At 69.7% G+C, this 26076-nt stretch carries 25 protein-coding genes and 1 pseudogene; 9 read left to right on the top strand and 17 right to left on the bottom strand.

Features of this window, described 5'->3' with window-relative positions:
- The first annotated feature begins 71 nt into the window (after nt 1-71).
- The gene (locus tag AB0F44_RS15210; protein WP_357356726.1) at nt 72-1250 is read left to right on the top strand and encodes an alcohol dehydrogenase catalytic domain-containing protein; all 1179 of its coding nucleotides are present in this window, start codon (nt 72-74) and stop codon (nt 1248-1250) included.
- Between the two features lie 19 nt (nt 1251-1269).
- On the opposite strand, the gene AB0F44_RS15205 is transcribed toward AB0F44_RS15210, so the two are convergent.
- From AB0F44_RS15205 to AB0F44_RS15195, 3 genes are all read right to left on the bottom strand, one after another.
- Nucleotides 1270-2262, bottom strand: a complete 993-nt coding sequence (locus AB0F44_RS15205) for a TIGR03557 family F420-dependent LLM class oxidoreductase (RefSeq protein ID WP_357356724.1) — start codon at nt 2260-2262, stop codon at nt 1270-1272.
- 61 nt (nt 2263-2323) lie between these two features.
- Nucleotides 2324-3166, bottom strand: a complete 843-nt coding sequence (locus AB0F44_RS15200) for an SDR family oxidoreductase (protein ID WP_357356723.1) — start codon at nt 3164-3166, stop codon at nt 2324-2326.
- Nucleotides 3163-3630: a peroxiredoxin gene (locus tag AB0F44_RS15195; protein ID WP_357356721.1), complete on the bottom strand. Its 468-nt coding sequence runs from the start codon at nt 3628-3630 to the stop codon at nt 3163-3165. The genes AB0F44_RS15200 and AB0F44_RS15195 overlap by 4 nt, the downstream gene beginning before the upstream one ends.
- Nucleotides 3631-3751: 121 nt before the next feature.
- On the opposite strand from AB0F44_RS15195, the gene AB0F44_RS15190 reads away from it, so the two are divergent.
- Genes AB0F44_RS15190 through AB0F44_RS15180 form a run of 3 tightly spaced genes read left to right on the top strand, consistent with a single transcriptional unit; the run spans nt 3752 to nt 7583 of the window.
- Entirely contained in the window at nt 3752-4747 is a 996-nt protein-coding gene (locus tag AB0F44_RS15190) for a hypothetical protein (RefSeq protein ID WP_357356719.1), read from the top strand.
- Nucleotides 4748-4800: 53 nt separating this feature from the next.
- Entirely contained in the window at nt 4801-6129 is a 1329-nt protein-coding gene (locus tag AB0F44_RS15185; RefSeq protein ID WP_357356717.1) for an MFS transporter, read from the top strand.
- The gene (locus tag AB0F44_RS15180) at nt 6126-7583 is read left to right on the top strand and encodes an aminotransferase class V-fold PLP-dependent enzyme (protein WP_357356715.1); all 1458 of its coding nucleotides are present in this window, start codon (nt 6126-6128) and stop codon (nt 7581-7583) included. Before AB0F44_RS15185 ends, AB0F44_RS15180 begins: the two co-directional genes overlap by 4 nt.
- On the opposite strand, the gene AB0F44_RS15175 is transcribed toward AB0F44_RS15180, so the two are convergent.
- The 5 genes from AB0F44_RS15175 to AB0F44_RS15155 all read right to left on the bottom strand — a co-directional run bounded on the left by AB0F44_RS15175 (nt 7567) and on the right by AB0F44_RS15155 (nt 10182).
- On the bottom strand, nt 7567-7863 hold the full coding sequence (locus AB0F44_RS15175; RefSeq protein ID WP_357356713.1) for a DUF3618 domain-containing protein: 297 nt from the start codon (nt 7861-7863) through the stop codon (nt 7567-7569). The genes AB0F44_RS15180 and AB0F44_RS15175 overlap by 17 nt on opposite strands.
- Complete coding sequence (locus AB0F44_RS15170; RefSeq protein ID WP_357356711.1) at nt 7860-8294, bottom strand: phage holin family protein; 435 nt, start codon at nt 8292-8294, stop codon at nt 7860-7862. The genes AB0F44_RS15175 and AB0F44_RS15170 overlap by 4 nt, the downstream gene beginning before the upstream one ends.
- Nucleotides 8291-8626, bottom strand: a complete 336-nt coding sequence (locus AB0F44_RS15165) for a hypothetical protein (protein ID WP_357356710.1) — start codon at nt 8624-8626, stop codon at nt 8291-8293. The genes AB0F44_RS15170 and AB0F44_RS15165 overlap by 4 nt, the downstream gene beginning before the upstream one ends.
- 66 nt (nt 8627-8692) lie before the next feature.
- Nucleotides 8693-9328 carry a TetR/AcrR family transcriptional regulator gene (locus AB0F44_RS15160; protein WP_357356708.1) on the bottom strand — a complete coding sequence of 212 codons (636 nt, stop codon included), beginning with the start codon at nt 9326-9328 and terminating at the stop codon, nt 8693-8695.
- A complete protein-coding gene (locus AB0F44_RS15155) occupies nt 9328-10182 on the bottom strand; it encodes an alpha/beta fold hydrolase (RefSeq protein ID WP_357356706.1) in 855 nt (284 codons plus the stop codon). Before AB0F44_RS15155 ends, AB0F44_RS15160 begins: the two co-directional genes overlap by 1 nt.
- A 95-nt stretch (nt 10183-10277) precedes the next feature.
- On the opposite strand from AB0F44_RS15155, the gene AB0F44_RS15150 reads away from it, so the two are divergent.
- Together AB0F44_RS15150 and AB0F44_RS15145 are read left to right on the top strand one after the other, a co-directional pair.
- The gene (locus tag AB0F44_RS15150; protein ID WP_357356704.1) at nt 10278-11009 is read left to right on the top strand and encodes a succinate dehydrogenase cytochrome b subunit; all 732 of its coding nucleotides are present in this window, start codon (nt 10278-10280) and stop codon (nt 11007-11009) included.
- 26 nt (nt 11010-11035) lie between these two features.
- A complete protein-coding gene (locus tag AB0F44_RS15145) occupies nt 11036-11818 on the top strand; it encodes an NAD-dependent epimerase/dehydratase family protein (RefSeq protein ID WP_357356702.1) in 783 nt (260 codons plus the stop codon).
- Here the strand turns inward: AB0F44_RS15145 and AB0F44_RS15140 are convergent.
- The 6 genes from AB0F44_RS15140 to AB0F44_RS15115 form a co-directional block, all read right to left on the bottom strand.
- Nucleotides 11793-12713: an RNA polymerase sigma-70 factor gene (locus AB0F44_RS15140; RefSeq protein ID WP_357356700.1), complete on the bottom strand. Its 921-nt coding sequence runs from the start codon at nt 12711-12713 to the stop codon at nt 11793-11795. The genes AB0F44_RS15145 and AB0F44_RS15140 overlap by 26 nt on opposite strands.
- Before the next feature lie 94 nt (nt 12714-12807).
- Nucleotides 12808-14298 (bottom strand): sodium:solute symporter, encoded by a 1491-nt coding sequence (locus AB0F44_RS15135; protein WP_357356698.1) that lies wholly within the window; start codon nt 14296-14298, stop codon nt 12808-12810.
- Nucleotides 14299-14309: 11 nt separating this feature from the next.
- Complete coding sequence (locus tag AB0F44_RS15130; RefSeq protein ID WP_357356696.1) at nt 14310-15929, bottom strand: thiamine pyrophosphate-binding protein; 1620 nt, start codon at nt 15927-15929, stop codon at nt 14310-14312.
- Nucleotides 15929-16876, bottom strand: coding sequence for an agmatinase (speB, locus tag AB0F44_RS15125; protein ID WP_357356694.1), 948 nt, complete (start codon nt 16874-16876; stop codon nt 15929-15931). Before speB ends, AB0F44_RS15130 begins: the two co-directional genes overlap by 1 nt.
- A gap of 43 nt (nt 16877-16919) precedes the next feature.
- On the bottom strand, nt 16920-18485 hold the full coding sequence (locus AB0F44_RS15120; protein ID WP_357356692.1) for a cytosine permease: 1566 nt from the start codon (nt 18483-18485) through the stop codon (nt 16920-16922).
- Entirely contained in the window at nt 18482-18910 is a 429-nt protein-coding gene (locus AB0F44_RS15115; protein WP_357356690.1) for a nuclear transport factor 2 family protein, read from the bottom strand. Before AB0F44_RS15115 ends, AB0F44_RS15120 begins: the two co-directional genes overlap by 4 nt.
- Before the next feature lie 194 nt (nt 18911-19104).
- Between AB0F44_RS15115 and AB0F44_RS15110 the strand changes: the two genes are divergently transcribed.
- Nucleotides 19105-20034 (top strand): Lrp/AsnC family transcriptional regulator, encoded by a 930-nt coding sequence (locus AB0F44_RS15110; protein ID WP_357356688.1) that lies wholly within the window; start codon nt 19105-19107, stop codon nt 20032-20034.
- Nucleotides 20035-20064: 30 nt separating this feature from the next.
- Here the strand turns inward: AB0F44_RS15110 and AB0F44_RS15105 are convergent, their stop codons facing one another.
- Complete coding sequence (locus tag AB0F44_RS15105) at nt 20065-20424, bottom strand: YciI family protein (RefSeq protein WP_357356686.1); 360 nt, start codon at nt 20422-20424, stop codon at nt 20065-20067.
- A gap of 203 nt (nt 20425-20627) precedes the next feature.
- On the opposite strand from AB0F44_RS15105, the gene AB0F44_RS15100 reads away from it, so the two are divergent.
- Complete coding sequence (locus tag AB0F44_RS15100; RefSeq protein WP_357356684.1) at nt 20628-22340, top strand: glycoside hydrolase family 28 protein; 1713 nt, start codon at nt 20628-20630, stop codon at nt 22338-22340.
- 26 nt (nt 22341-22366) lie between these two features.
- Here the strand turns inward: AB0F44_RS15100 and AB0F44_RS15095 are convergent, their stop codons facing one another.
- Nucleotides 22367-23263, bottom strand: coding sequence for a sulfite exporter TauE/SafE family protein (locus tag AB0F44_RS15095; RefSeq protein ID WP_357356682.1), 897 nt, complete (start codon nt 23261-23263; stop codon nt 22367-22369).
- Between the two features lie 281 nt (nt 23264-23544).
- Here AB0F44_RS15095 and AB0F44_RS15090 point away from each other — a divergent pair, with 281 nt between their 5' ends.
- On the top strand, nt 23545-24432 hold the full coding sequence (locus tag AB0F44_RS15090; RefSeq protein ID WP_357356680.1) for a bile acid:sodium symporter family protein: 888 nt from the start codon (nt 23545-23547) through the stop codon (nt 24430-24432).
- Between the two features lie 219 nt (nt 24433-24651).
- On the opposite strand, the pseudogene AB0F44_RS15085 reads toward AB0F44_RS15090, so the two are convergent.
- Nucleotides 24652-25866 (bottom strand): annotated as a pseudogene (locus AB0F44_RS15085) (MFS transporter); the annotation flags it as partial.
- Nucleotides 25867-26076 lie beyond the last annotated feature (210 nt).

Below are 26076 nucleotides of genomic sequence, written 5' to 3'. Positions count from 1 at the left end.
AGCCGCTCGCCAGGCTTGAATCGCCGGATCCGGGTACCGCAGGGGTGACTAGATCCCAAGGAGGCACATCCATGAAGGCAGTCACCTGGCAAGGAAGGCGCGACATCCGCGTGGACGACGTCCCTGATCCGCGCATCATCGAGGGCGACGACATCATCGTCGAGATCACCTCGACGGGACTGTGTGGTTCCGACCTGCACCTCTACGAGGTGCTCACCGGGTTCATGACACCGGGAGACGTGGTCGGGCACGAGCCGATGGGGGTGGTGACCGAGGTCGGTCCCGCAGTTCGCGAGCTGAGCGTCGGCGACCGCGTCGTGGTGCCGTTCAACGTCAGCTGCGGCACCTGCTGGATGTGCCGGCACCACCTGCACTCACAGTGCGAGACCACCCAGAACCACGACAAGGGCACCGGCGCCAGTCTCTTCGGCTACAGCTCGCTCTACGGTCAGATCCCGGGCGGACAGGCCGAGTACCTGCGCGTTCCCTTCGGCAACGAGCTTCCGATCAAGGTCCCGCACGGTCCGACCGACGACCGGTTCCTCTTCCTCTCCGACGTACTGCCGACCGCCTGGCAGGCACTGCAGTACGCCGACCCCGACCCGGAGAGCACCGTGCTGGTCCTCGGTGCCGGCCCCATCGGCGACATGGCGAGCCGCTTCGCGCTCGACGCCGGCCACCGCGTCATCAGCGTTGATCGCGAACCCGAGCGTCTCGACCGGGTGCGGCAGCGTGGGGCCGAGACGATCGACCTCGAGTCCGGCAAGGTCGCCGAGCAGGTACGCGACCTGACCGACGGACGCGGAGCCGACGCCGTGATCGACGCCGTCGGGATGGAGGCCCACGGCTCGCCCATCGTGGAGGGGATGACCAAGCTGCTGGCCATGACGCCGGGAGCCGTGAACCGGCCGGTGATGCAGGCCGCCGGCGTGGACCGGATGGCCGCTCTCCACACCGCCTTCGACTCCGTACGCCGCGGGGGCACAGTCTCGATCGCCGGGGTCTACGGCGGCGCGATGGACCCGTTCCCGATGATGCAGCTCTTCGACAAGCAGGTCAGCATCCGCATGGGTCAGGCCAACGTACGCGCCTGGACCGATGACCTGATGCCGTTCCTCGAGAACGACGAGGACCCGCTCGGCGTGGACTCGTTCGCCACCCACCACCTCCCGCTGAGCGAGGCTCCGGAGGCCTACAAGTCCTTCCAGGAGAAGTCCGACGGGATGGTGAAGGTCGTCTTCAAGCCCTGACTCTCCGCGGGGCCGAGCCTCAGTCCGACGCCGAGCGCAGCGCGTCGAGCAGAGGCCCGGCGGCCTCGGCCAGGAACTGGTCATTCGTCGAGCCGTCGACCTGAACGAGGGCGACATCGGTGAACCCGGCCTTCCAGAAAGGCCTGACTCCCTCGGTGATCGCATCGAGGTCGGGACCGCACGGGATCGACGAGGCGACATCCTCATGGCGTACGAACTGCGAGGCCGCGGCGAAGCTCGCCGTGGTCGGAAGCTCGCTGTTGACGGCCCAGCCGCCGCCGAACCAGCGGAACTGGTGGTGCGCGCGTCGTACCGCCGCGTCGGCGTCATCGGGATCCCAGCTGATCGGGATCTGGCCGATGGCTCGGGTGCTCCCGGATCCGACGCGCGGCGCCTCCGGCACATCGTTCCACGCCTCCACCAGAGCCGCGTCGGGCTCGACGGCGATGAGGTGGTCGGCCAGGGCAGCGCAACGCTGGGACACCTCGGGCCCACCGACGGCCAGCCCGACGGGCACCCGCGCGCTGGGCAGGTCCCAGAGCCGGGCAGCATCGACCTCGAAGTGCTCACCGCGGTAGTCGACGAGCTCGCCGTCGAAGAGTGCGGAGATGATCTCCATCGCCTCGGCAAGCATCTCGTGCCTGGTCTGCACGGCCGGCCAGCCGGCGCCCACGACGTGCTCGTTGAGGTTCTCTCCGCTGCCGAGGCCGAGCGTGAACCGGCCGCCCGAGAGCTCCTGCACGGTGGCGGCCTTCTGGGCGACGACAGCGGGGTGGTACCGCATCGTCGGGCAGGTCACGTACGTCATCAACGGGATCCGCTGCGTGGCCTGCGCGACTGCGCCCAGCACGCTCCAGGCGTACGGCGCGTGCCCCTGCTCAGTCAGCCATGGCGAGTAGTGGTCACTCATCACCAGGAAGTCGAAGCCCGCCTCCTCGGCCGCGACTGCGTGGCGCACGAGGTCAGTCGGGCCCGCCTGTTCGGTCATCAGGGTGTATCCGAATGCAACCATGCCGAAGTCGGTACCCCGCATGGCGACGAGCAGTCCCCAGCAAGCCTCTTGGTGCCCGGACCTATTCGCCGGCGGCGAGGTAGTCGCGAAGGCTGAGGGGCTCGCGCCCGGTGAGCGTGGCTACGGCGGTGCTGACTCCGTCGAGCTCGCCTGCAGCGATCGCGGTGTAGGTGGAGACCCAGGCGTCGTACTGCCAGTCGGGCGCCTCCCAGCGGCGACGCGACGCGTAGGCCTCCTCGATCGTCTCGTCGTGATAGCGCACCTCACGCCCACGATGCTCGGTGAGGATGTCGGCGACCTCGCTCATCGTGAGCGCCGCGGGGCCGGTGAGGTCGTACGTGCGTCCTTGGTGATCCTGCGGCGTCGTGAGCGTGGCGACGGCGGAGCGCGCCACGTCGGCCCGTGCGACCGCAGCGAAGCGGCCGTTGCCGGCCGGACCCCGGATGACGCCGTCCTCACCGACCAAGGAGGGGAGGAAGTCTAGGTAGAAGTTGTCGCGCAGCAGGGTGTAGCCCATCCCGCTCACCTTGATCCGCTCCTCGGTCGCGAAGTGGTCGCGCGCGAGCGTGAAGACGGCGTCCGGCGCCGCACCGAAGAAGGAGGTGTAGACGATGTGCTCGACCCCGGCCGCCGCGGCGGCGTCGACGAAGGTGAGGTGCTGTTCCAGGCGGTCCGCCGACTCCGCGGCAGAGACCATGAGCACGGTCTGAACGCCGTCGAGGGCCCTCACCGCGGCCTCTCGGTCGCCGTAGCTCACCGCAAACGCGTCCGCTCCGGGGATCTCGGGAGCCCTGGAGGTGTCACGTACGAGAAGACGGAGCGCGGCGTCGGAGCCGCCCAGCGCACGGGCGACGGCACCGCCGACGAAGCCGGTGGCGCCGGTGACGGCGATGGTGGTCGTCATTCCACGTCGTCCCTGAGCGCGGCGAGGGCCTCGTCGGCATGGATCTCGGCCTTGAGCATCCCCTCGACGACGGCCTTGATCAGGCCGTCGGTGCCGATGGCGAAGGTCGTACGCTGCAGCGGACCGAGCTTGCCGAGGAGGCTGGGCTTCACGCCGTAGAGCTCGGCCACCGACCCGACAGGATCGGAGAGGACGGGATAGTCGAGGTCGTGGTTGGCGGCGAAGCCGGCCTGCTTCTCCACGCTGTCCTTGCTGATCCCGAGCCGGTGGGCGCCGAGCGCCTCGAACTCGCCGGCGAGGTCGCGGAAGTGGCAGGCCTCCTTGGTGCACACCGGCGTCTCGGCGGCCGGGTAGAAGAAGAGCACCACGGGGCCCTTCTCGGTCAGCAACGAGAGGGTGACGGACGTACCGTCCTGGGCGGGAAGCGTGAAGTCGGGCGCGACGGCACCGGTCTCGAGCGGCATGGCGTCAACGTACCCCCGGATACCCAACGCGAGGTATGGGCCGTTTCATGCGGCCGCGCGTGGAGGATCCGGGCCTCGATGATCACGGCATCCCCGAGGAAGGACGATCACGGTGACATCGATGATGCCGTCGCAGGATGACTTGAAGGACGCCGGCTGCTGGTTCGACACCGACAAGGCGGGCGGGCAGCTGATGACGGCGTTCAAGCGGGAGGCCCGGTGGCGGCAGCATCGCTGGGCGGTCGACGAGCTCGGCGTCGTCTCCTTCGGCAGCCACCCAGGGAGGCGGAGCTTCGACGAGACCCCGGTCGAGGACATTCCCAACGGCACCAAGCTCCACGACGGCGACGCGGAGGCCGGCGCGAACTTCCTCACCCCGGAGATCCACCGGGTCGCCCGCGCGCGGGTCGAGGCGAAGCAGGATCGCCAGACCCTCGACGCGAAGCGTCTCTATCGCGATCTGCTGTCGTCGATGCCGATGGCGTTCAATCTCTTCGGCGAGGCGTCACTGCCGGAGAACCATGCCTCCCGGCGCCAGCTCGCGGAGCTGTTCGGCGTGCCGGACGCCGAGATGCCGGCGATCCTCTTCGAATGGTCTCCGAGGAGAGGCAGCGATCGCTACACCCGTGACCGCACCGCCTTCGACGTCGCGCTGGTGCTCGGGCGACCGAACGCACCACTGACCGTGCTCGGCGTGGAGACGAAGTATCACGAGCACTCCGCCAAGGACCCGAAGCCGCGGGCCGACAGCCCGGACGCGATCGCCCGCCACGCGGACCAGACCGACTTCCTGATCGCTCTCGCTGAGGCGTCCGGCGCGTTCAGGCCGGGTTGGCAGGACAAGGTCCTCGACACCGGGCTGCGCCAGATCTGGCGCGACCACCTCCTCGCGCTATCGATGCGGAACCACCCCGACCAGTGGACGCTCCAGACCCGCCACGTCCTGCTCCACCCGGCTCGGAACGTGAGCTTCGCGCAGGCAGCTGCGGCGTACGCGGATCTGCTCGTCGAGGGCGACACCTCGTTCTCGGCGCTCACGCTCGAGGAGACCGTGGACGCCGCGTTCGCCCATGGTGGACCGGTCAAGGAGGCTTTCGTACGCCGCTACCTGTGGTGAGGATGAAGCGAAACCCCGGACGCCGTGGCCTCGGCCACGGCACTATGGCGGGCATGCCCGCCCCGACCCTCCCGCTCGGCGTACGGATCGGCTATGGCTCCGGCTCCGTGGCGACCGGCACGTTCGGCACGATCCCGGGCCTGATGCTGCTCCCCTACCTGACCGACAGCCTCGGCATCGCGGCCCTGGCGGCGGGGTTCATCGTGTTCGCGCCGAAGGCGTGGGATGTCGTGTTGAACCCGATCGCGGGCCGGATCAGCGACCGGACCGTGGACCCACGAGGGCCGCGGCGACCATGGCTGCGCCGGGCCGGGATCGCGCTGGCGGTGACGTTCGCGCTGCTGTTCGCGGCGCCGTCGATGGCGACCGGCCTCGAGGCGCTGTGGGTGCTGGTCCTGTTCCTGGCCTGCGCGACGGCGTACGCGTTCTTCCAGGTGCCCTACGTCGCCATGCCCGCCGAGCTGACCGAGTCCTATGACGAACGCACCCGGCTGATGACCTGGCGGGTCGCGATCCTGGCGCTCACCATCCTGCTCGCCGGCGCGACCGCACCGATGATCCGCGACGCAGTCGGTGGCCGCGACGGCTACCGCGTGATGGGCGTGGTGATGGCGGTGCTCATCCTGGTCGGGGTGTTCAGTGCGTACGTCGGCACCCGCCGGGCGCCGGTCCACATCGTCCATCCGGGGCCGGGCAGCCTGCGCGACCAGCTGAGGATCGTCGCGGCGGCGCCCGACTTCCGCCGGCTGCTCATCACGTTCGTGGTCCAGGCCGTCGCGTTCGGCGCGATGCTCGCCGGCGTCGACTACCTGGCCGGCGACGTCCTCGGCCGCGACGGCGCGGCGACGGTGCTGTTCGTCTGCTTCGTCGGCCCGGCGCTGCTGCTCACCCCCGCGTGGGCGGCGCTCGGCGCCAGGATCGGCAAGAAGAACGGGTACGTCGCCGCCTCGGTCGTCCTCGCCGCCGGCGCGCTGCTGGCCGCGACCGCCCAGATCGCACCGGTCGCCCTGGTCTATGCCGCGGTGGTGCTCGTCGGGATCGGGTACGCCGGGTGCCAGGTCTTCCCGATGGCGATGCTCCCCGACGCGGCCGCCGTAGACGCCCGGCGCAGCGGGTCGAGCCGGATCGGCGTCTACACCGGCGTCTGGACCGCCGGCGAGACCCTCGGGCTCGCGCTCGGGCCCGGCGTGTACGCCGCGGTGCTCGCGCTCGGCGGCTACCGCTCCTCGACCGGGAGCGACGTCGCCCAGCCGGACTCGGCACTGACCGCGATCACCCTCGGTTTCTCGGTGCTGCCGGCCTGCCTGGCTCTCCTCAGCCTGTTCTGGCTGCGCCGCTACTCGCTCACCGCCGACGACGTTGATGGGACCGTGACCGTATGACCGACGCCCTAACCCAGCTCCGCTCGATGCAGGCCGCCGACCTGCCGGTGCACGGTGGCCGCACCCTCGCCTACGTCTACGACTCCGGCCTGCCCGACATCGACCGGATCGGCTGCGAGGCGGTGGCGGCCTACGCCGGTTCGAACGGGCTGGACCCGACCGCGTTCCCGAGCCTGCTCCGGATGGAGACCGAGGTGGTCGGCATGGCCGCCGATCTCCTCGACGCTCCCGAGTCCGTGGTCGGCACGGTCACCTCCGGTGGCACCGAGTCGGTACTGCTCGCGGTGCAGGCCGCACGCGACGCGCACCGCGCGATCGAGCGGCCGCGGATGGTGCTCCCGTCGACCGCGCACGCCGCGTTCCACAAGGCCGCCCACTACTTCGGGGTCGAGCCGGTGCTGGTGCCGGTCGGGCCCGACTTCCGCGCGGATCCGGCCGCGATGGCCGCGGCGATGGACGAGCGCACCGTGCTGGTCGTCGCCTCGGCGCCGTCCTACGCGCACGGCGTCGTCGATCCGGTCACCGAGATCGCGGCAGCCGCGGCCGAGCGCGGGATCCGCTGCCACGTCGACGCGTGCATCGGTGGCTGGGTGCTGCCCTACGCGACGCGGCTGGGACGGGACGTACCGGCCTGGACGTTCGCTGTCGAAGGCGTCACCTCGATCTCCGTCGACCTGCACAAGTACGCCTACGCCCCCAAGGGCACCTCGGTGCTGCTGTACCGCACCCCGGCGCTGCGGCGGCCGCAGTTCTTCGCCTCGGCCGCCTGGCCGGGCTACACCATGCTCAACTCCACGATGCAGTCGACGAAGTCCGGCGGACCGCTGGCCGGCGCCTGGGCGGTGATGCGCTCGTTGGGCGATGAGGGATATGAGCGACTCGCCCGCGACGTCTTCGAGGCGGTGGATCGCATCCGCGCCGGCGTCGAGGAGATGCCCGAGCTCGCGGTGGTCAGCACTCCCGACTCGACGCTCCTCGCGCTCACCACCGACGGCAGCTGCGATCCATTCACGGTCTGCGACGAGATGGCCGTACGCGGCTGGTACGTCCAGCCGCAGATGTCCTTCGCCGGCTCCCCCGCCACCATCCACCTGTCGGTGAGCGCGGCGACGCTCCCCCACGTACCGGAGCTCCTCGCTGCTCTCGCGGAGGCGGTCGCGGCCGCGGTGGCCACCGGCCCGGTCACGGTCGACCCGGCCGTCGCGACGTTCATCGGCGACCTCGACCCGTTCTCCCTGTCCGAGGAGGACTTCGACGGCCTGCTGCTCGCCGCGGGGCTCGTCGGAGCCGCCGAGGCAGAGGGCGACCCTTCGACAAGCTCAGGACACCGCCCTCCGCTCCCGCAACGGATGGCCGAGGTCAACGCGATGCTCGACCTGGCCTCCGCCGCGATGCGCGAGGCGCTGCTCGTGGCCTTTCTCGACCGGCTGACCCGGCCTACTCGGCGTCGCTGAGCCGGCGGCGCTTCCTCCGGGCCAGCATCAGGATCAGGCTGAGCACGATCGCGGCGACGATGCCGCTCCGAATCTGTACGTCTCGGGACCTGGCGGCCACCTGCGTACGCTGCTTCAGCTCGTGAGCCTTCTCCTGCCCGCGCGTCTTCACGTCCAGCCGCGCGGCGAGCTCGTCGAGGGTGTCGGCCATCTCGTGTCGGGTGGTGTCCAGACCGGCCTCGACTGCGGCGATGCTGTCGTCACCGGCCTCGACGGGTCGGCTGACGTGGTCGTTCGTCATGGCGTACTCCTCGGGGTGCGGTCCTCAGCGTGACGGTGCTTGACGGTCTCCATATCCCGCCTGAGGCCCTCGGTGGCCCGTTCGGGCTTCATCGGGGTGCCCTCGGAGACCTGCTTCTTCCCGAACAGGGCGATGCAGCCTGCGATGGCCAGGAGCACGACTCCGACCAGCAGCGCAGCCAGCCAGGCGTCCATGACCAGCGCCAGGGCGAGGATCGCCGTGGCGATCAGGACCCCGACGCCGTACAGAGCCACCAGGCCAGCGGCGCCGAACGCGCCGGCCCCCTTGCCGGTGTGCTTCGCCTTCTCGGTCAGCTCGAGCCGAGCGAGCTCGAGCTCGCCACGCACGAGGGTGGACATCTCCGTAGAGAGCCGTGAGACCAGCTCACCCATCGAAGCGTCGGTCTGGCGGTCGGAGTGATGAAGCGTCACGACTCCCACCCCCGCGGCATGTCGGTCACCGGGTCCCCAGCCATGCCCGGACGCGTGGCGCTCGGCGCCGCGTGAGGGGTCGGGGTCGGGGTCGGGGTCGACGTCTCGGACGGCGTGGTGCCGCCGGGCATCTTGTGCTGAACGGTGTCACGGGCCGTGGCCGCCTTCTCCTTGGCTACGAACCCGGCGCGGTGCGCCTTCTCCTGCACCCGAGGGTCGTGCCACAGGTCCTGTGCCTTGGTGACCATGGCGTCGTACCGCTCACGTCCAGCGCGAGCGCCGAGGACATAGCCGATCCCGAAGGCAGCCAGCATTCCTGGTTTCTTGAACATGGTGTTCCTCCTCATCGCTGTACACCTGGCCGGTACCCAGGTCGCGAGGAGATACACGGGCGACCCCTAGCCGGGCGGGTCGGAGGTCAGCAGGACGAGCGCGAGGTCGGCCAGCTGGGCCTCGAGCGCCTCGCGGCTCGAGCCCGGCTGATGCAGCGCCCAGTCGTAGACGATCGCGGTCACCGCGCCCACGAGAGCCAGCGCGGCGAAGCGCCAGTCACGATCGAGGATCTCGCCCCTGCCCACGGAGGCGGAGCACTCGGTGCCCACGATCTCGACCAGGGTCTCGCGATAGTCCAGCCGGAGCTTCTCGATGCGCGGGCTCGCGCCCATGATCTCCACGAACGCGATCCGAGCGACGCGGGGATCCTTGAGCATCGGGTCGAGATAGGCCAGCACCGCTGCCGGCACCCGCTCGAAGATCGGCTTCCCGGCGGTCGCCTCCAAGGAGGTCGCCACTCGCGCGTAGGAGTCGGCGGTGATCCGGTCGTAGAGGTCGACGAAGAGATCCTCCTTGCCGGGATAGATCTCGTAGAAGTGCCGCGTCGACACCTTCGAGGCGGCACACACACCCGGGATCGTGGTCGCGGCGTAGCCCTTCGTACCGATGATCTCCTTGGCGGTCTCCAGCAGCCGTTGGCGGCGCTGGGCGTCGCGCTCCTCGCGGGTCAGCCCGCCGTACGAACGGCCCTCCTGCGCCATCAGCCGGGCGACCCGACCGAGCAGACGAAGGGGGCGGCGCCGGCCGGGTCGAGCGCGTTCTTGACCATGTTCCACACGTTGGTGTCGTAGGCCTCGCCGATGTGGCCGACCGGGTCGTGCGGGCAGACGTCCTGGACGTAGGTGTTGGTGACGCCCGGCTCGCGCACGAACGCGGTCTCGGTGGGCGTGACGAGCTCGTCGTACCTCGACTGGATGATCGTGTACGTCACGCCGGGCTGCGCGATCGGGCCGTTCGTCAGGGTGCGTACGGCACTGCCGTCGGTGACCAGCTGGGTGCAGGCGATGCAGCCGAAGGTGGTCAGGACCTGTCCGGCCAGCTCATCGGCACCCAGGGCCATGCCGAGCCGGTAGAGGCCGGCGAACGTGGTGCCGTGGGTCGGCGGCGCGATGGCGACGACCTTGTCGATCCGGTCGGAGATGCCCTGCGTCTTGGTGACGTAGAGCGTCTGGAAGCCACCCTCGGAGTGGCCGACCAGGTCGGCCTTCGCGGCGCCGGTCTGCGCCAGCACGTTCTGGACGAACGCCTTGATCTGCGCCGCCGACCTGGCGATGTCCCCCACCCCGCCGACGAACGGACCGTACGCACCGGTGCCGTAGGTCAGGCTGTAGGTGCAGTAGCCCTGGGCCGCCACGTCGGCCTGGAGGAAGTTGAGGTCCTCGTCCTTGTTGGCTCCCAGGCCATGCAGGAAGACGACCGGGTTCGGGTGGTCGGCCGATGGCCGGCATGCGGCGTCGTTGACGCCTCCCGCCGCCTGCGCCGGCGGGGCGATCAGCAGGGTCGAGGCCGCGAGCAGCCCGACGACGGCACGGATGACAGCAGAACGCTTGACCATGACAGACCACTCTCTCCAGGCGAACCGGACACAGCGACCCTAAGCCGAGTCCGAGAATTTGACAATGCTCATTTTCAGATGACTTTGGGGGTCAGGTGTCACAGATCGCGACCATGCTCGGTCAACTGGGTATGCACACCTCGCTAGCGCGACGCCGGGCATGGTCGTCGACCATCACGCTGAAGCTCGTCATGGCCATCAGCGGCCTGCTCTTCATCGCATTCGTGCTCGGTCACGTCTACGGCAACCTGAAGGCGTTCAGCGGCCACGATGCGTACAACGAGTACGCCGAGCACCTGCGCACCCTGGGCGAGCCGATCCTCCCCCGCTCCGGGCTGCTCTGGATCATGCGCGTCGGGCTGATCGCCGCTCTGGTGGCGCATGTCTCCAGCGCGATCGTCCTCGCCAGACGCGCCCGCCGCGCGGCGGGCCGCTACGCCGCCCGGCCGCCGCGGCGCGCCTCGTCGTTCGCCTCGCGCACGATGCTCACCGGCGGCCTGGCGCTCTTCCTCTTCCTCGGGTGGCACCTGGTCAACTTCACGATCGGCAAGGTCAACGTACGCGGCGGCCCGACGAACGACCCGTTCAACCTGGTCGTCGACACGTTCAGCGTCTGGTGGTCGACCGCTGTCTACCTCGCCGCGATGCTCGTCCTGGGGATGCACCTGTGGCACGGCACCTGGAGTTCGCTGCAGACCCTCGGCTGGACGCTGACCGCCAAGCGGCGTCAGGCGGCGAAGGCGGCCGCCATGGCCGTCGCCGTCCTCGTCGCCGGCGGCTTCTCGGTCTCCCCCATCGCCATCCAGCTCGGCCTCATCGGGCCGTGAACGTCCCACCACCAAGGAGAAACAGCATGCGTATCGCCATCGCCGGAGTCAGCGGCCTCGTCGGATCGGCACTCGCCAGAGCCGCCCAGGCCGCCGGACACGACGTCGTCGGACTGTCCAAGGAATCCGGCACCGACGTGCTCCAGCCGACGGGGCTCGCCGACGCACTGGCCGGTGCCGAGGCGCTCGTCGACGTCGTCCAGAGCCCGTCGCTCGACGAAGACGGCGCCACCGCCTTCTTCACCGCTGCCGCCACCAACCTCGGCGCTGCCGCCCACGAGGCAGGAGTACGCCGCACCGTCGTCCTCTCGATCATCGGGGTGGACAAGATCGCCGCGTCCGAGACCGAGGCGGGCACCGGCTTCGACGGCTACTACCGCGCCAAGTACGCCCAGGAGCTGGCCTGCGTCGCGCACGCCCCCGGCCCGCACGTGGTCCGGTCCGCGCAGTTCCACGACATCGCCCGCCAGGCGATCGGCTGGGGCCGCGACGGCGACCGCACCACCGTGCCGGACCTGGTCACGCAGCCCGTCGCCGTCGACGCGATGGTCGAAGTGCTCCTCGCCGTGGCCACCGGCGAGATCGAGGGTGACCTCGTCGAGGTCGCCGGTCCCCAGCGGGAGACCCTGGCCCGGCTGTCGGCCGCCTACGCCGAGCGGGCCGGTGACCCGGTGCAGGTCAACGGCGCACCTGTCGGCGAGCTGGTGCGCGACGGTGTGCTGCTGCCCGGCGAGGACGGCCACCTGGTCGGGCCGAGCTTCGACCAGTGGCTCGACGCCACGGTCACTGCCGGGGCTCGACACCCCTGAGGCGTACGAGCTTCTCGGGGACCATCACCCACATGAGCTGCTCGATGCCCGCGGCGGACGCGGCGATGCTCAGCAGCGCGACCGGCTCGCCCTTGCGACGGACGAGCAGCGACGGTCGCCCGTTGGTCTCCATCCAGCTGGTGGTGGCTCCGTCCCACCACCAGCTGGAGAAGGCACGCACGAACTTGGCGACGGTCGTCCGCCCGACGACGGGGCGGCGGGCGGCGTTGCCGACGATGCCGGCGCCGTCGGACAGACTGACGACGTCGGCGGCCAGGACGCGTTCCAGCTGGGCGAGGTCTCCGTTCTGCGCGGCAGCGACGAATGCGGAGAGCAGCTCGCGGTGCTTCTCCGGGTCCACCGGGTCACGGCGTTCGGAGAGGACGCCCCGCTTGGCCCTGCTGACGACCTGGCGGGCGTTGACGCTCGAGATCTCGAGGATCTCCGCGATCTCGTCGTAGGAGTAGCCGAACGCCTCCCGCAGGACGTACGCCGCACGCTGATCCGGCCGCAGTCGCTCGAGCAGCAGCAGCGTCGCGCTCTCCAGGGCTTCGGCCCGCTCCGCACCCAGGGTCGGATCTGCCTCGGTGTCGACCGGCTCCGGCAGCCACGGACCGACGTACGTCTCCCTGCGCGAGCGTGCCGACTCGGCCACGTTGATCGCCAGACGCGTCGCCACGGTCGTCAGGAATCCCGCCGGGTTGCGTACGGCGCTCCGGTCGGTCTGCTGCCAGCGCAGCCATGCCTCCTGGACGATGTCCTCCGCCTCGGCCACGCTTCCCAGGATCCGGTAGGCGATCCCGAAGAGCCGGTGCCGCGACTGGTCGAACACCTCGACCGCCGACTCGAGAGTGTCCTCGCCTGAGCTGTGCTGGTCGAGCATGCTGAGCCCCATCCCCCTCGTCTGCGCCGGTGGCGCCGATCGTCCTTCTACCCGCATCGACAATGAGACCGGACAGCGGCGCGATTCGTGACAAGTTCGGCAGAATTCACACGCCCTCGGGGGCCGGAGCGTCCACCACGCCGGATCCGTCCGAGGTCGCTCGACCTGCGAGCCGCTCGGTCCACTCCCGCATCACCGCGGGGTCGGTCGGACGGGTGAGCAGGCTGACCACGACGTACGCCACGGCGCTGACCGCGAGGCCCGCGTAGACCGGTTCGTTGGCGAGGACGTCGCCGACGATCGCCATCGTCGCCAGGGTCGCGGCGGTGCCGGTGGCCATCGCCACCACCGCTGCCGCACCGGTCGCACGGCGCCAGAGGAACCCACCCAGGATCGGCACCAGCAGACCGCCGACGAGGATGTCGTAGGCGATCGTCAGTGCCGAGACGACGTCGTCGAGCAGCGAGGCGATCACGACGACGACGGCGCCGATGGCGACGACGTAGATCCGGTTGGCCAGCACGTCGTGCTCGGGGTTCTCCGCCTCGTCCGGGACGCGCGCGGGGGTGCGTCCGATCAGCCGGGCGAGCATCGGCTGCACGTCGGTGCGGGCCACCGTCGCGGTCGCGATCAGGGCACCCGAGGCGGTCGACATCATCGCCGCCACGGCGGCGGCGAGCACCAGGCCGCTGACGCCGACCGGGAGGATCGACTCGGCGATGGTGGCGTAGACGTCGTTGCGGTCCTCGACGGTGACGAAGGTGGAGGCAGCGGTCCCGATCAGCGCGCCGGCGATGCCGTAGAGCAGACAGTAGACACCGGCCGCGGTGCCGCCCCAGCGCGCGACCTGCGGCGAACGGGCGGTGAAGACCCGCTGCCAGATGTCCTGCCCGATCAGCATCCCGAAGGTGTAGACGACGACGTAGGTGATGATCGTCCCGGTGCCGATCGCGCCGAGCTCGAAGACGGAGTCCGCAGCCCTGGCCCTGATCCCGTCCAGGCCGCCGGCGTGGTTCCAGGTGAAGGGCAGCAGCAGGACGAAGATGCCGACGGTCTGCAGCACGAACTGCACCATGTCGGTCAGGGTGATCGACCACATCCCGCCGATGGTGGAGTAGATCACCACGATGACGCCGCCGATCAGCACCGAGACGACCCGGTCGGTCCCGAAGAGGACGTTGAACACGGTCGCGTACGCCATCGTGGAGGTGACCGCCAGCATCAGCGTGTAGGCCACCATGACCACGCCCGAGGCTGCGGTCGCGCCGACCCCGTAGCGCAGTGCCAGCATCTGGGCCACGGTGAAGATCCGCAGCCGCTGGATCCTCCCGGCGAAGAACAGGCTGAGTGCCAGGACGCCGAGGGCGATCGCCGCCACCAGCCAAGCCCCGGAGAGGCCGAACTCATAGCCGAGCGCGACGCCACCGACGGTGGAGGCACCGCCGAGGACGAGCGCGGACAGGGTGCCGGTGTAGAGCACCGGGCCGAGCCGGCGGCCGGCGACGAGGAAGTCGGAGCTGTCCTTGGTCCGGGACTTGCCCCACCAGCCGAAGGCGACCATGGCGGCGAGGTAGATGACGATGATGGCGAGATCCATGAGGGTTCCGATCAGGTGGGGGCGAACATGCGGAGGACGGTCGGAAGAACCACGACAGCGGGGCCGCTGGTGGTGAAGGTGGCGGCGACGATCTCGCCGACGGTCTCGGGGGTCGCGGCGTGGACGGGGATGCCGAACGCCTCGGCGAGGAGGACGAAGTCGGGACGGGCGAGCTCGGTGGCGGTGGCGGCGCCGAAGGCCCCGGTCATGTACTCGCGCAGGATCCCGTAGCCGCCGTCGTCGATCACCAACCAGGTGACCTCGGCGTCGTGCTGGCGGGCTGTGGCGAGCTCGGCGATGGAGTACATCGCGCCGCCGTCGCCGGTGACCGCGAACGTACGCCGTCCGGTCCCGACGGCTGCGCCGATCGCCGAGGGAAAGGCTGGCCCGAGACCGCCCGACGCCTGCGCGGTGTGGAAGCCGCCGGAGCGTGGGTCCCAGGCCGACCAGGCCCAGTACGCCGCGATGGTCATGTCCCAGAAGGTGTCGGTGTCGTCGGGCACGCCCGCACGTAGGTCGGCGAGCAGCCGCTGCTCGGCGGCGAGGTCCTGGGCGTCGAGCCGGGCCTGGACCCGGGTACGCAGATCCTGGGCGACCCGCTCCCCGGACCGCCTCGGGCCCGGCTCACCGGCGCCCGGGAGTGCAGCAGCCAGGTCGGTGAGAGCTGCGGCGGCGTCGGCGTGGACGCCGAGCACGTCGTGGTTGGAGCCGAGCACCCGGGCTTCGGCATCCACCTGGATCACCCGGCCGCGCGGGGCGAAGGTGCCGTAGTTGCTGGTCACCTCACCGAAGGAGGTGCCGATCGCCAGCAGGACATCCGCATCGTCGAGCAGGTCGGTGGTGAACCGGTCCTCGATCCACGCACCCGCGCTCAGCGGGTGCGCGAGCGGGATCGAGCCGTTGCCCCCGGAGGTCGAGACCACCGGCGCGTCGAGGAGCTCGGCAAGGGCGACCAGCGCCTGCGGCGCTCCCGCGGAGCGGCGTACGCCTCCCCCGGCGAGGATCACGGGGCGCTGGGCCGCGGCCAGCAGCCGGGCGGCCTCGGCGGCGACCTCCGGCCGGGGCCGGCGCGGCGCGGGCACCGCTGCGGTCAGACCGATCACCTGCGGCACCGTGACGTCCTCGAGGAGCACGTCCTGCGGGATCTCGACCCATACCGGCCCCGCCGGCGCCTCCTGGGCGGTGGCCCACGCATCGGCGAGCACGCCGGGGATGGCGGCGGCGTCCCGGACGACGGCGGTGGTCTTGGTGACGTTGCGGGCGCTGGCCTGCTGGTCGTCGAGCTGGTGCAGGTAGCCCTTGCGGGCGCCGCCGAGTCCGTCGCGCGGGATCTGGCTGGTGATCATCAGGATCGGGACGCACGCGGCGTACGCCTCCTGGAGCGCGCCCAGCGCTGTGAGCGTCCCTGGTCCGGTGGAGCAGAACACCACGCCGACCTCGCCGGTCGTACGGGCGTACCCGTCGGCGGCGAAGACCGAGTTGTTCTCCACCCGGGAGGAGACGAAGGTCAGGCCGCTACGGCGGATGGCATCGAAGAGGCCCAGCGCGTGCTGGCCCGGGATGCCGAACACGTGCGTCGCGCCGAGAGCGGTCAGGCTCTCGACGGTGACGTCGCCGCCGTTGCGCCCCATCACACTCCACCCAGATGGCGCATGGCGAGCAGCGAGACCAGGTCGTAGGCCACATGGGAGGCCGCGACGCCGGTCAGCTCGGCATGGTCGTACGCCGGGGCGACCTCGACGACGTCCGCGCCGATCAGGTTCAGGCCGACGAAGCCGCGCAGGATCTCCAGCAGCTCACGGGAGGTGAGCCCGCCGGCCTCGGGGGTGCCGGTGCCGGGGGCGTGCGCCGGGTCGAGGACGTCGATGTCGACCGAGACGTAGACCGGCCGGTTGCCGACCCGCTGCTTGATCTTCTCGACGACCTCGTCGACGCCTTGGCGGAAGACGTCTGCGGAGGTGACGATCCCGAAGCCGAAGCGGCGGTCGTCCTCGAGGTCCTTCTTGCCGTAGAGGGGTCCGCGGGTGCCGACGTGGCACAGCGCCTCGGTGTCGAGGATGCCTTCCTCCACCGCCCGCCGGAACGGGGTGCCGTGGGTGTACTCGGCACCGAAGTAGGTGTCCCAGGTGTCCAGATGCGCGTCGAAGTGCACCAGCGCCACCGGACCGTGGCGCTCCGCGGCGGCCCGCAGCAGCGGCAGGGCGATGGTGTGATCGCCGCCGATCGTGACCAGCCGGGTGCCGCCGGCGGTGAGCTCGAGCGCCGAGGCCTGCACCGTGTCGAGCGCCTCCTCGATGTGGAACGGGTTGGCCGCGATGTCGCCTGCATCGACCACCTGGGCCGAGGCGAACGGCGAGACGTCCAGCGCCGGGTTGTAGGGACGCAGCAGCCGCGACGACTCCCGTACGTGCGCCGGGCCGAAGCGGGCACCCGGACGGTAGGAGACGCCGGTGTCGAACGGCACTCCGACGACCGCGATGTCGGCGTGCTCCACCTGGTCGAGGCGGGGCAGACGCGCGAACGTCGCGAAGCCGGCGTAGCGGGGGTTCTTGGAGGCGTCGACGGGCCCGATGGGCATGGCTGGTTCTCCTAGCGTTGTGCGGTGTGGCGGGTGGTTCGGGTCAGCCGACGACGGTGGCGGCGGGCGCCGCCCCGTCGTCGACCGAGATGACCGGGGTGTTCGCGGTCGGTCCGGTCGGGACGAGCCGGGATCCCTCGGGGCCGTAGGCGTCCCGCGGCTCGGGGAAGGCGAAGAGCAGACCGAGGTAGAGCAGCGCGCCGAGCCCCATGCCGAGCGGGATGGAGATGTCGACGCCGCCGGGGATCAGCGGTGCGGCCGGACCGACGAACTGGCCGGGCAGGTTCACGAAGGTGAGTGCGACGGCGGCCGCGATCAGCCAGGCGGCCAGGCCGCGCCAGTTCCAGCCGTGGGCGAACCAGTAGCGACCCCCGCGCTGGCGGCGGTTGAAGACCTGCAGCGAGTCGGAGTCGTACCAGCCGCGCCGGACGTACCAGCCGATCATCATCACCATCATCCAGGGGACGGTGCAGCTGACGATGAGGACGGCGAAGGCGGAGATGCTGGAGACCACGTCGAAGACGAACCGGCCGATGAAGATGACCCCGATCGCGAAGACCCCGATCAGCACCGTGGACTGGACGCGGTTGAAGCGCGGGAAGACGCTGGAGAAGTCCAGCCCGGTGCCGTAGAGCGCGGTCGTGCCGGTCGACATGCCACCGATCAGGGCGATCAGGGCGACCGGGACGAAGTACCAGCCCGGCGCGATCGCGAGCAGGCCGGAGGCGTACGCACCGGAGGCGAAGATCTCGGGCTCGCGGGTGGCGATGATCGTCATGGTGACCAGCCCGAAGCAGAACGGTACGAGGGTGGCGATCTGCGCCAAGAACGCGGCAGCCATCGAGGAGCGACCGGAGGTCTCGCGCGGGATGTAGCGGGCCCAGTCGCCCAGGAAGGCGCCGAAGCTGATCGGGTTGGACATCACGATCAGTGCGGAGCCAACGAAGGCGGCCCAGAAGCCCGGCTGGCCGAACGCCTCCGAGCCGGAGCCGAACGCGCCGGCGTAGCCGGGGTCGAAGTCACCGGCGAAGGCGGCGATGCCGAGCAGGAAGAGCAGGGTCGCGGCGATCACGGCGATCTTGTTGACCAGCAGCATGAACCGGAAGCCGTAGATGCACACGACCAGGACGAGCACGGCGAAGAGCCCGTACGCCAGTGCCAGGGTCAGGTCGTTCTCCGGCAGCCCGACCGCGCGGTTGGCGCCGCCGACGAGCACGTCGCCCGAGCTCCACACCGAGATCGAGAAGAACGCGAGCGCGGTGAGCAGGGAGAGGAACGAGCCGACGATCCGGCCGTGCACGCCGAGGTGGGCCGAGGAGCTGACCGAGTTGCTGGTGCCGTTGCGCGGGCCGAAGAGCGCCATCGGGGCGAGAACGACGGCACCGAGCAGCAGCCCGAGCAGCGTGGCCATCAGCCCGTGCGCGAAGGAGAGCCCGAAGAGGATCGGGAAGCTGCCGAGCACCACCGTGGCGATCGTGTTGGCACCACCGAAGGTGAGCCGGAACAGGTCGAGCGGGCGGGCGCTGCGCTCGGGGTCGGGGATCGGCTCGACGCCGTGCTGCTCGACCTCGGTCACCTTGGGAGGCTGGGGCTGCGTACCCGTGCTCATCGTTCGTCCTCCGGCTGGGCGGACAGGTGCTCGTGCACCGCGAGGAGGTCGCCGTCGATGAGGCGGAAGACGATCGTCTCCCGCTCGCGAGTGGTCTCTTCGCGTCCGTTAGTGGAGGTCGTGGTGAGGACGTCGTGGCTGAGGACGGCGGTGTCACCGTGGACCTGGACGAGGCGGGCGGTGCTCAGGCACGACTCGACCCGCCACCCCTCCGTGACCCAGGCGGCCCACAGTCGCTGGTACGCAGCGCGGTCATCCAGCCGCCGCGGCTCGGCGTGGAAGACGAAGCTGGCCTCGGTGGCGAAGCACCGGAAGTAGGCCGCGGTGTCGGTCGCAGCGAAGGCCGCGACGAGCCGGTCGGCGGCTTCGTGGACCTGCAACTCGGTCAGCGTGGCTGATGGGGCGGTGATCTGTTCCGTGGACACCGTGGCCTCCTGGATCTGTGGGTCGGCCGAGATCTGCGTCACTGTAAGAGCACCCGGAACGTCACCGCAATCGTTTCGTTCTTAACCTGGCTGTAATAGCTGTCGATATGCCGGTGGCGGTCGGAGAATCCGTCATAATGTCATCAGATCCCCTCCTCTGAGGATCGATCCGACCCTGGAGACGCTCCCAAAAAATGTCGAACGAAATCACGCCCGGTGTCCTCGACAGCACCGATGAGGCGATCCTCGTCCTGCTCGAGGAGGACGGTCGGCTCACCCACCGCGAGATCGCCGCCCAGGTCGGCCTCTCCCGATCAGCCGCGGCGACCCGGGTCCAGCGGCTGCTGTCCGAGGGACACATCGACGTCCGGGGCGTCGTCCACCCTGCCGTTCTCGGGCATGACGTGCTCGCCCACGTCTCGGTCACCGTGGACGGCTCCGCGACCCAGGTCGCACAGGCCGCCGCGGCGCGCGAGGACACCACCCTGGTCTCGATGACCAGCGGCCAGCACGCCCTGGTCCTGGAGCTGCGGGCGACGGACATCGGCCGCATCGACGACGCGCTCGCCGAGGTGCGTGCGATCGAGGGCATCGTCACCACTGAGACCCTGCTCTACACCGAGGTCATCCGCGACGTGGCCGCCCCGGTCGGCCCCGCACCCGCCGCCGGGTCGCTCGATGCGACCGACTACGCGCTGCTGCGCGCGCTGCAGACCAACGGCCGCGCGTCCTATGTCGACCTGGCCGCGAGCGTCGGCCTCTCCCCCGCCGGCACGCGCCGGCGCGTGGTCCGGCTACTCGACGGCAACGTCGTCCGGGTCGGCGCCGTCGTACGTCACTCCGGTCAGGAGCGGCGTACGGCGACCGGGATCGGCCTCCGTCTCGACGGCGCCGCCCACCGCCCGATCGCCGAGCAGCTCGCCCGGCTCCCCTCGGTCACGTTCGTGGCCCGCACCCTGGGTCGCTACGACGCCCTGCTCACGGTCCACACCGCCACCTCCGGCGACCTCGTCGGTGTCCTCGACCACATCCGCGAGCTCGACGGCGTCCGCGAGGTCCAGACCTGGAGCCATCTCCGCTTCGTCAAGGAGACGTACGCCTCCCTGCACCTCGGCGGCGCCTGAGCCACCGCCGAGGCAGCCGACCTGCAGGCGTCAGTCGGCCTCGGAGATCTGGCGCAGGGTGGCTACGACCTTGCACTCCGGCCAGTACGTCGCGTGCAGCTGCGCGAACGCCTGCTGCCCGGCGATCGCTTCCTCGAGGGTGTCGTAACGCGTCAGCGCCCAGCCGCCGACGACCTCCTTGGCCTCGGCGTACGGGCCGTCGACCCGGGTGACCTCGCCCTTGTCCACGATGAAGTTCACCGCGTCCTCGCTGCCGTAGAGACCGCCGCCGTCGAGGAAGTGGCCAGCAGCCGCCTGCTCGCCGATGTAGTCGTCCATCGCCTTGAACAGGGCCTCAGGCGCCGGGCCGATTCCCTCTTCCATCCTCACGAAACCCATGAAACGCGGCATGATGTGCTCCTCAGTTCGGGGCCAACCGCTTCTCGGTGGCCGACACCTGTGCGTCGAACCACATCGTGCTCCTTCGACACAGACATCGGAAGAACTTTTTCGCCGCCCGCCGGGAGACCTGCGGACAGCGCTTTCCGGAAGGTATCGCGCCAGTCCGGATCGGCATTGGACGGCCCTCGAGGGCTGACGCGAGCATGACCTTCATGACTCGGAATGAGACGTACGTCACACATCTCGCGCCTTCGACGCGGTGGCCGGCTCGCACTCTCGGCATGGTGATCGCCCTCCTCTGCGCCCTGACCCTCACCACACCGTCCGCCGTCGCGGGGCAGGCGCCACCGCCCCCACCGGGCGACCCGACGGACACATCCAAGACCTGGGCTCAGGCAGACGAGATCCGCGCCCGGATCAAGCCTCCGACGTTCCCCGAGCGCGAGGTCAGCATCGTCGACTTCGGCGCCGACCCGACCGGCCAGACCAAGAGCACCGACGCCTTCAGGGAGGCGATCGCGTCGGTCAACGACGCCGGCGGCGGGCGGGTCGAGGTCCCTCCGGGCGTCTTCCTCACCGGGGCGATCCATCTGAAGAGCAACGTGAACCTGCATCTCGCCGACGAGGCGACCATCCGCTTCAGCCGCGACAAGGCGGACTTCCTGCCGGTGGTGAAGACGCGCTACGAGGGCGTCGAGCTCTACAACTACTCCCCCTTCATCTACGCCCACCGCGTGGAGAACGTCGCCGTGACCGGGAACGGGACCCTGGACGGCAACGCCGACGCCGACAACTGGTGGGACTGGAAGGCGGACAGCCCGCGCCCGGAGACGCCGGACCGCAACGAGCTCTTCCGGATGGGCGAGGAGGGCGTGCCCGTCGAGGAGCGGGTCTTCGGCGCCGGCCACTACATCCGGCCGAACTTCGTCGAGTTCTACGAAAGCCGCAACATCCTGGTCCAGGGCGTCACCCTCAACAACTCGCCGATGTGGCTGCTGCACCCGACGCTGTCCGAGAACGTGACCATCGACGGCGTACACCTGGAGAGCCTCGGCCCCAACAACGACGGCGTGAACCCCGAGTCGAGCCGCGACATACTCATCAGGAACACCTTCTTCAACACCGGCGACGACAACATCGCGATCAAGTCCGGCCGCAACGCCGAGGGCCGTCGCATCGGCGTACCTGCCGAGAACATCCTCATCGAGGGCAACTACATGCAGGCGGGCCATGGCGCGGTCGTCGCCGGCAGCGAGATGTCGGGCGGCGTACGCAACGTCTTCGCGCAGGACAACGTCATGGACAGCCCCGATCTCGACCGCGTCGTCCGGATCAAGACCAACTCCGTACGCGGCGGGGTGGTCGAGGACATCTACGTGCGCGACAACGCGGTCCCGCAGCAGGGCGGCCAGGCGGTGTGGGTCGACTTCCGGTACGAGGAGGGCGACGCGGGTGGCTTCACCCCGACGGTGCGCGACATCTACATCGAGGATCTGCACAGCGTCGGCGGCACCCACGCGATCTTCCTGCGTGGCTACGCCCGCTCGCCGGTCACCAACATCAACATCCTCAACTCCTCCTTCTCCGGCGTCCGCACGCCGATGCTCGCCGAGCACGTCCAAGGCCTACGCCTGGTCAACACCACCATCAACGCCCAGCCTGCTGACGCGGTCGTCTGCCAGGGCACCGTGTGGCTGGGAGTCCCCGAAGAGCTGGCCAACTCCGGCGTCGAGGACCGGGTGGTGGATGGTCGGTGGTGTCTGTCCGAGCAGTTCGCCGAGGAGCACGCATGGTCCTCGCCCGGAGAGTTCCGCTCCTACGTCGCCGAGCGGACCTCGGCCCTGCTGAAGGCGGGCACGATCGCCGAGGCGGAGAAGGAGGCACTGCAGGAGGCCGCGGCCACAACCGACATCGGGCGACACTGACGTCCGTGCGAGGCCGCCTTCTGACTTCAGGCGTTGGCGGCCTCGGACTCGGGTGCAGGCTCCTGCGCTGGGGCGATCTTGCCACCGGCCTTGCGCACCGCAATGGCGACGATGACGGCGGCGACGGCGAAGAGCAGGCCGTAGGCGGCGACCGACTCGGCGTCGAAGTTGCGCAGCAGCGTACGTCCATTGGTGATCAGGATGATGCTGCCGACCAGGCCGCCGAGGATGGGCAGCGAGAGGTGCTTGACCAGGTAGGCGGCGAACGGGGCCGCGATCACGCCGCCGATGAGGAGGCCGGCGATGACGCGCCAGTCGAGCGCCTCTCCGGCAAGGCCGACGAGGAACCCGACACTCGCCGAGAGGGTCGTGACGAACTCGGCGGTGGAGACCGAGCCGATCACCTTGCGCGGGTGCAGGGTGCCGCTGGAGATCAGCGTCGGCGTGGTCACCGGACCCCAGCCGCCACCACCGGTGGCGTCGATGAAGCCGCCGAAGAGACCCAGCGGCGCGAGCAGACCGAGCCCCGGGCGACGGCCCGGGATGAAGACCGGCGGCTTGCCGAAGACGAAGCGGGCGATGATGTAGATGCCCAGGACCAGCAGGAGGCCGGCCACCCAGGGCGTGGCGCTCTCGGTGGAGATGCTGGAGAGGACAGTCGCGCCAGTGAAGGCGCCGATGCCGCCCGGGATCGCGATCTTGGCCACGACCTTCCAGTCGACGTTGCCGAGCCGCCAGTGCGAGACGCCCGAGACGAACGTGGTCCCGACCTCAGCCAGGTGCACCGATGCCGAGGCGACCGCGGGTGCGACACCGGTCGCGACCAGCAGGGTGCTCGAGGTGACGCCATACGCCATGCCCAGCGACCCGTCGACAGCCTGGGCAGCGAGACCGACGAGAGCAAAGATGATCAGCCGCTCCATGCGGGCCTCCTCTGTGCGATAGAAAATGGCGAGGTAGTAATGTAACGCTATTTACTACACATAATTGGATCGGGGCCCTGAGTCTCGATGGGCGAACGGCTCTGCCCGTTGGTCGAGCCGCCGGAGCCGCCCCGTCCCCGCTGCGCTCGCGACAGGGGATACGTACTTCGCGGGTCGAAATGTCGGGATAAGACTGTGGTTCACCTCGTCCGCATGGTCCACTGTGACGCACGTCTCTTCGGGCCGTCCGTGGTGGCGGCCCCGCATGTTGGAGGAACACAGTGAACGACTCGGCCCTACTCTCGGTCGGCCTCCCCATCGCCTTGGCCATCATCATGTTCGGCCTGGGCCTGAGCCTGACCCCGGGAGACTTCCGCCGGGTCGTTCGCACCCCGCGAGCCGTCTTCGTCGCGCTCACGCTCCAGATCGTGGTTCTGCCGATGATCGCGTTCGGCCTCGTCGTGGCCGCCGACGTGGATCCGCTGATCGCTGTCGGGGTCATGCTGCTGGCCGCCTCGCCGGGTGGGACGACGGCGAACCTGTTCAGCCACCTGTTCCGTGGCGACGTCGCGCTCAACGTGACGCTGACGGCGGTCAACTCGGTGCTCGCGGCGGTCTCGATCCCGTTGATCACCAACGCGGCGATCAGCTACTTCGACGCGGGCGACACCCTGGGCCTGCAGTTCGGCAAGGTCGTCCAGGTCATCGCGATCGTGCTGGTTCCTGTCGGCATCGGGATGCTGGTGCGGAGCCGGTCAGCGACGTTCGCCGCACGGGCTGATCGTCCGGTGCGGATCTTCTCGATCGTCGTACTGGTCCTGGTCTCGGCCGGCGCGATCCTCGGGGAGCGGGAGAACATCGCCGACTACCTCCGCGAGATCGGCGTGGTCGTGACGCTGTTCTGCTGCGCGAGCCTCTGCCTCGGCTACCTCGGCGCCCGGGTGTTCAAGCTCGGCCAGGCGCAGGCGATCGCCACCTCGATGGAGGTCGGGATCCACAACACCACCGTGGCCCTCACCATCGCGCTCAGCGTGCTCGACAACACCACCGTCGCGATCCCGGCCGCGGTCTACAGCATCGTGATGTACGTCCTCGCCACCGCCTTCGGCTTCCTGATCACGCGTTCGCGAGTGGCGCGGCCCGCCGCGCCGCACGACGTCACCACCTGACCCTCGCATCGCATCCTCGACATCGCCTCGGCGCGGGAACGAGTACCAGGCTCCGACCGCGCCGAGGGCGAGCAGGAAGATGCAGACCAGCGTGAAGGCCGCGTTGACCGCATCGACACCGTCGGCCGGCACTTTGGCAGCGAGCACCGCCTCACCGAGCCCGGGCGGAAGGATCGCGGTGAGAAGCGTGAGAGCGACGGCAAGGCTGAGTACGTTGCCGGTGTTCTGCAGCATCAGCCGCGTCGCGTTGACGACGCCCAGGGCGTCCTCGGGTGCGCGCTCGAGGAGGACGGTGGCATTGGTGCCGATGAACAGACCGGTCGCCAGGCCGACGATCGCGAGCGTCGCCATCACCATCCAGGTCAGCTCGAGATGGATCGCGAGCGCGACCAGGGCGACGCCACACGTACCCACCACCGATCCTCCGGACATGATCTGATGCGGCGTCCAGCGGCGCGAGAGCCAACCGAGGGTCAGTGAGGCACTGATCATCCCGACCGGCATCGGCAGCAGCATCATCCCCGCCGTTCCCGGGGCGACGCCGACGACGCTCTGGAAGTAGAGGCTGGCCAGCACGATCAGCGGGAACCTTCCGGCACCCGTGAAGAAGCCGGCGAGGAAGAGCTTCCCGACACGGCGCATGACGGCCACGTCGAGCACCGGCGCCGTCGCGCGCCGTTCGACGTACAGCAGGACCGGGACCAGGACGACCGATCCGAGGACGCAGCCGATCACCAGGGGATGCAGCCACCCGAGGTCCGTCAGCGACGTGATCCCGAGGGTCAGCATGACGACGCCGACCATGATCACCAGGTTGCCGGGGAGGTCGAGGCCGCCGGCGCGCTTGACCACCTCGGGACGCGGCAGCAGCACGTGCCCCGCCACCAGCGCGATCAGGCAGACCGGCACGTTGAACCAGAACACCCATTGCCAGCCGACGTGGTCGACGATCAGCCCGCCGACCGTCGGCCCGATCAGGTTGGCGGTCGGGAACGAGGCTGCGTACAGACCCATCGCGCCTCCCAGGGAGGAGCGCGGGAAGGCCTGGTGGATGAGGGTGGCGCCGTTGCCGATGAGCACCGCGCCGCCGATGGCGGCGACCACGCGGAGCCCGATGAGCACCTCGACGTTCGGAGCGAAGCCGGCCAGCAGGCTCGCCAGCGAGAAGAGGACCAGCCCGCCCAGGTAGAGGCTCCGCTGCCCCCAGACGTCGCTGAGGCGGCCGAAGAGCAGCAGACAGGCGGTGTTGGCGACCATGTAGGAGAGCAGCAGCCAGCTCCCCTCCGCCGAGCTCACCTCGAACTCCCTGCTCAGGGTGGGCAGCGCGACGTTGAGAGAGCTCGCGTTGAGCGCCATCACAGCGCTGACCAGGCAGACCACGATCAGGGTGGAACGCGCTGCGCCCGTCACTTCGGTGGGTTCGGACTCGCTCATTCCACCTCCTGCGCCGTCCGAGACGGCGCCACCTGCGTCGTACGCCACGGCACGACCCTGCGCCGAACGAGGCGTCGCGAGAAGAAAGTCCGATATCCGGATTGTGACCCTTGACACACTCGGTTGGCGACCCAATGATGAATCTCATCCTAGAGCGTGATTCTAGATTGAGCCACCAACATCGGCGACCGACGGCCGGTCGCGGACACG

Source organism: Nocardioides sp. NPDC023903 (assembly GCF_040639295.1).
GTDB lineage: Bacteria > Actinomycetota > Actinomycetes > Propionibacteriales > Nocardioidaceae > Nocardioides.
This window is presented reverse-complemented; position numbering and strand designations above follow the sequence as displayed.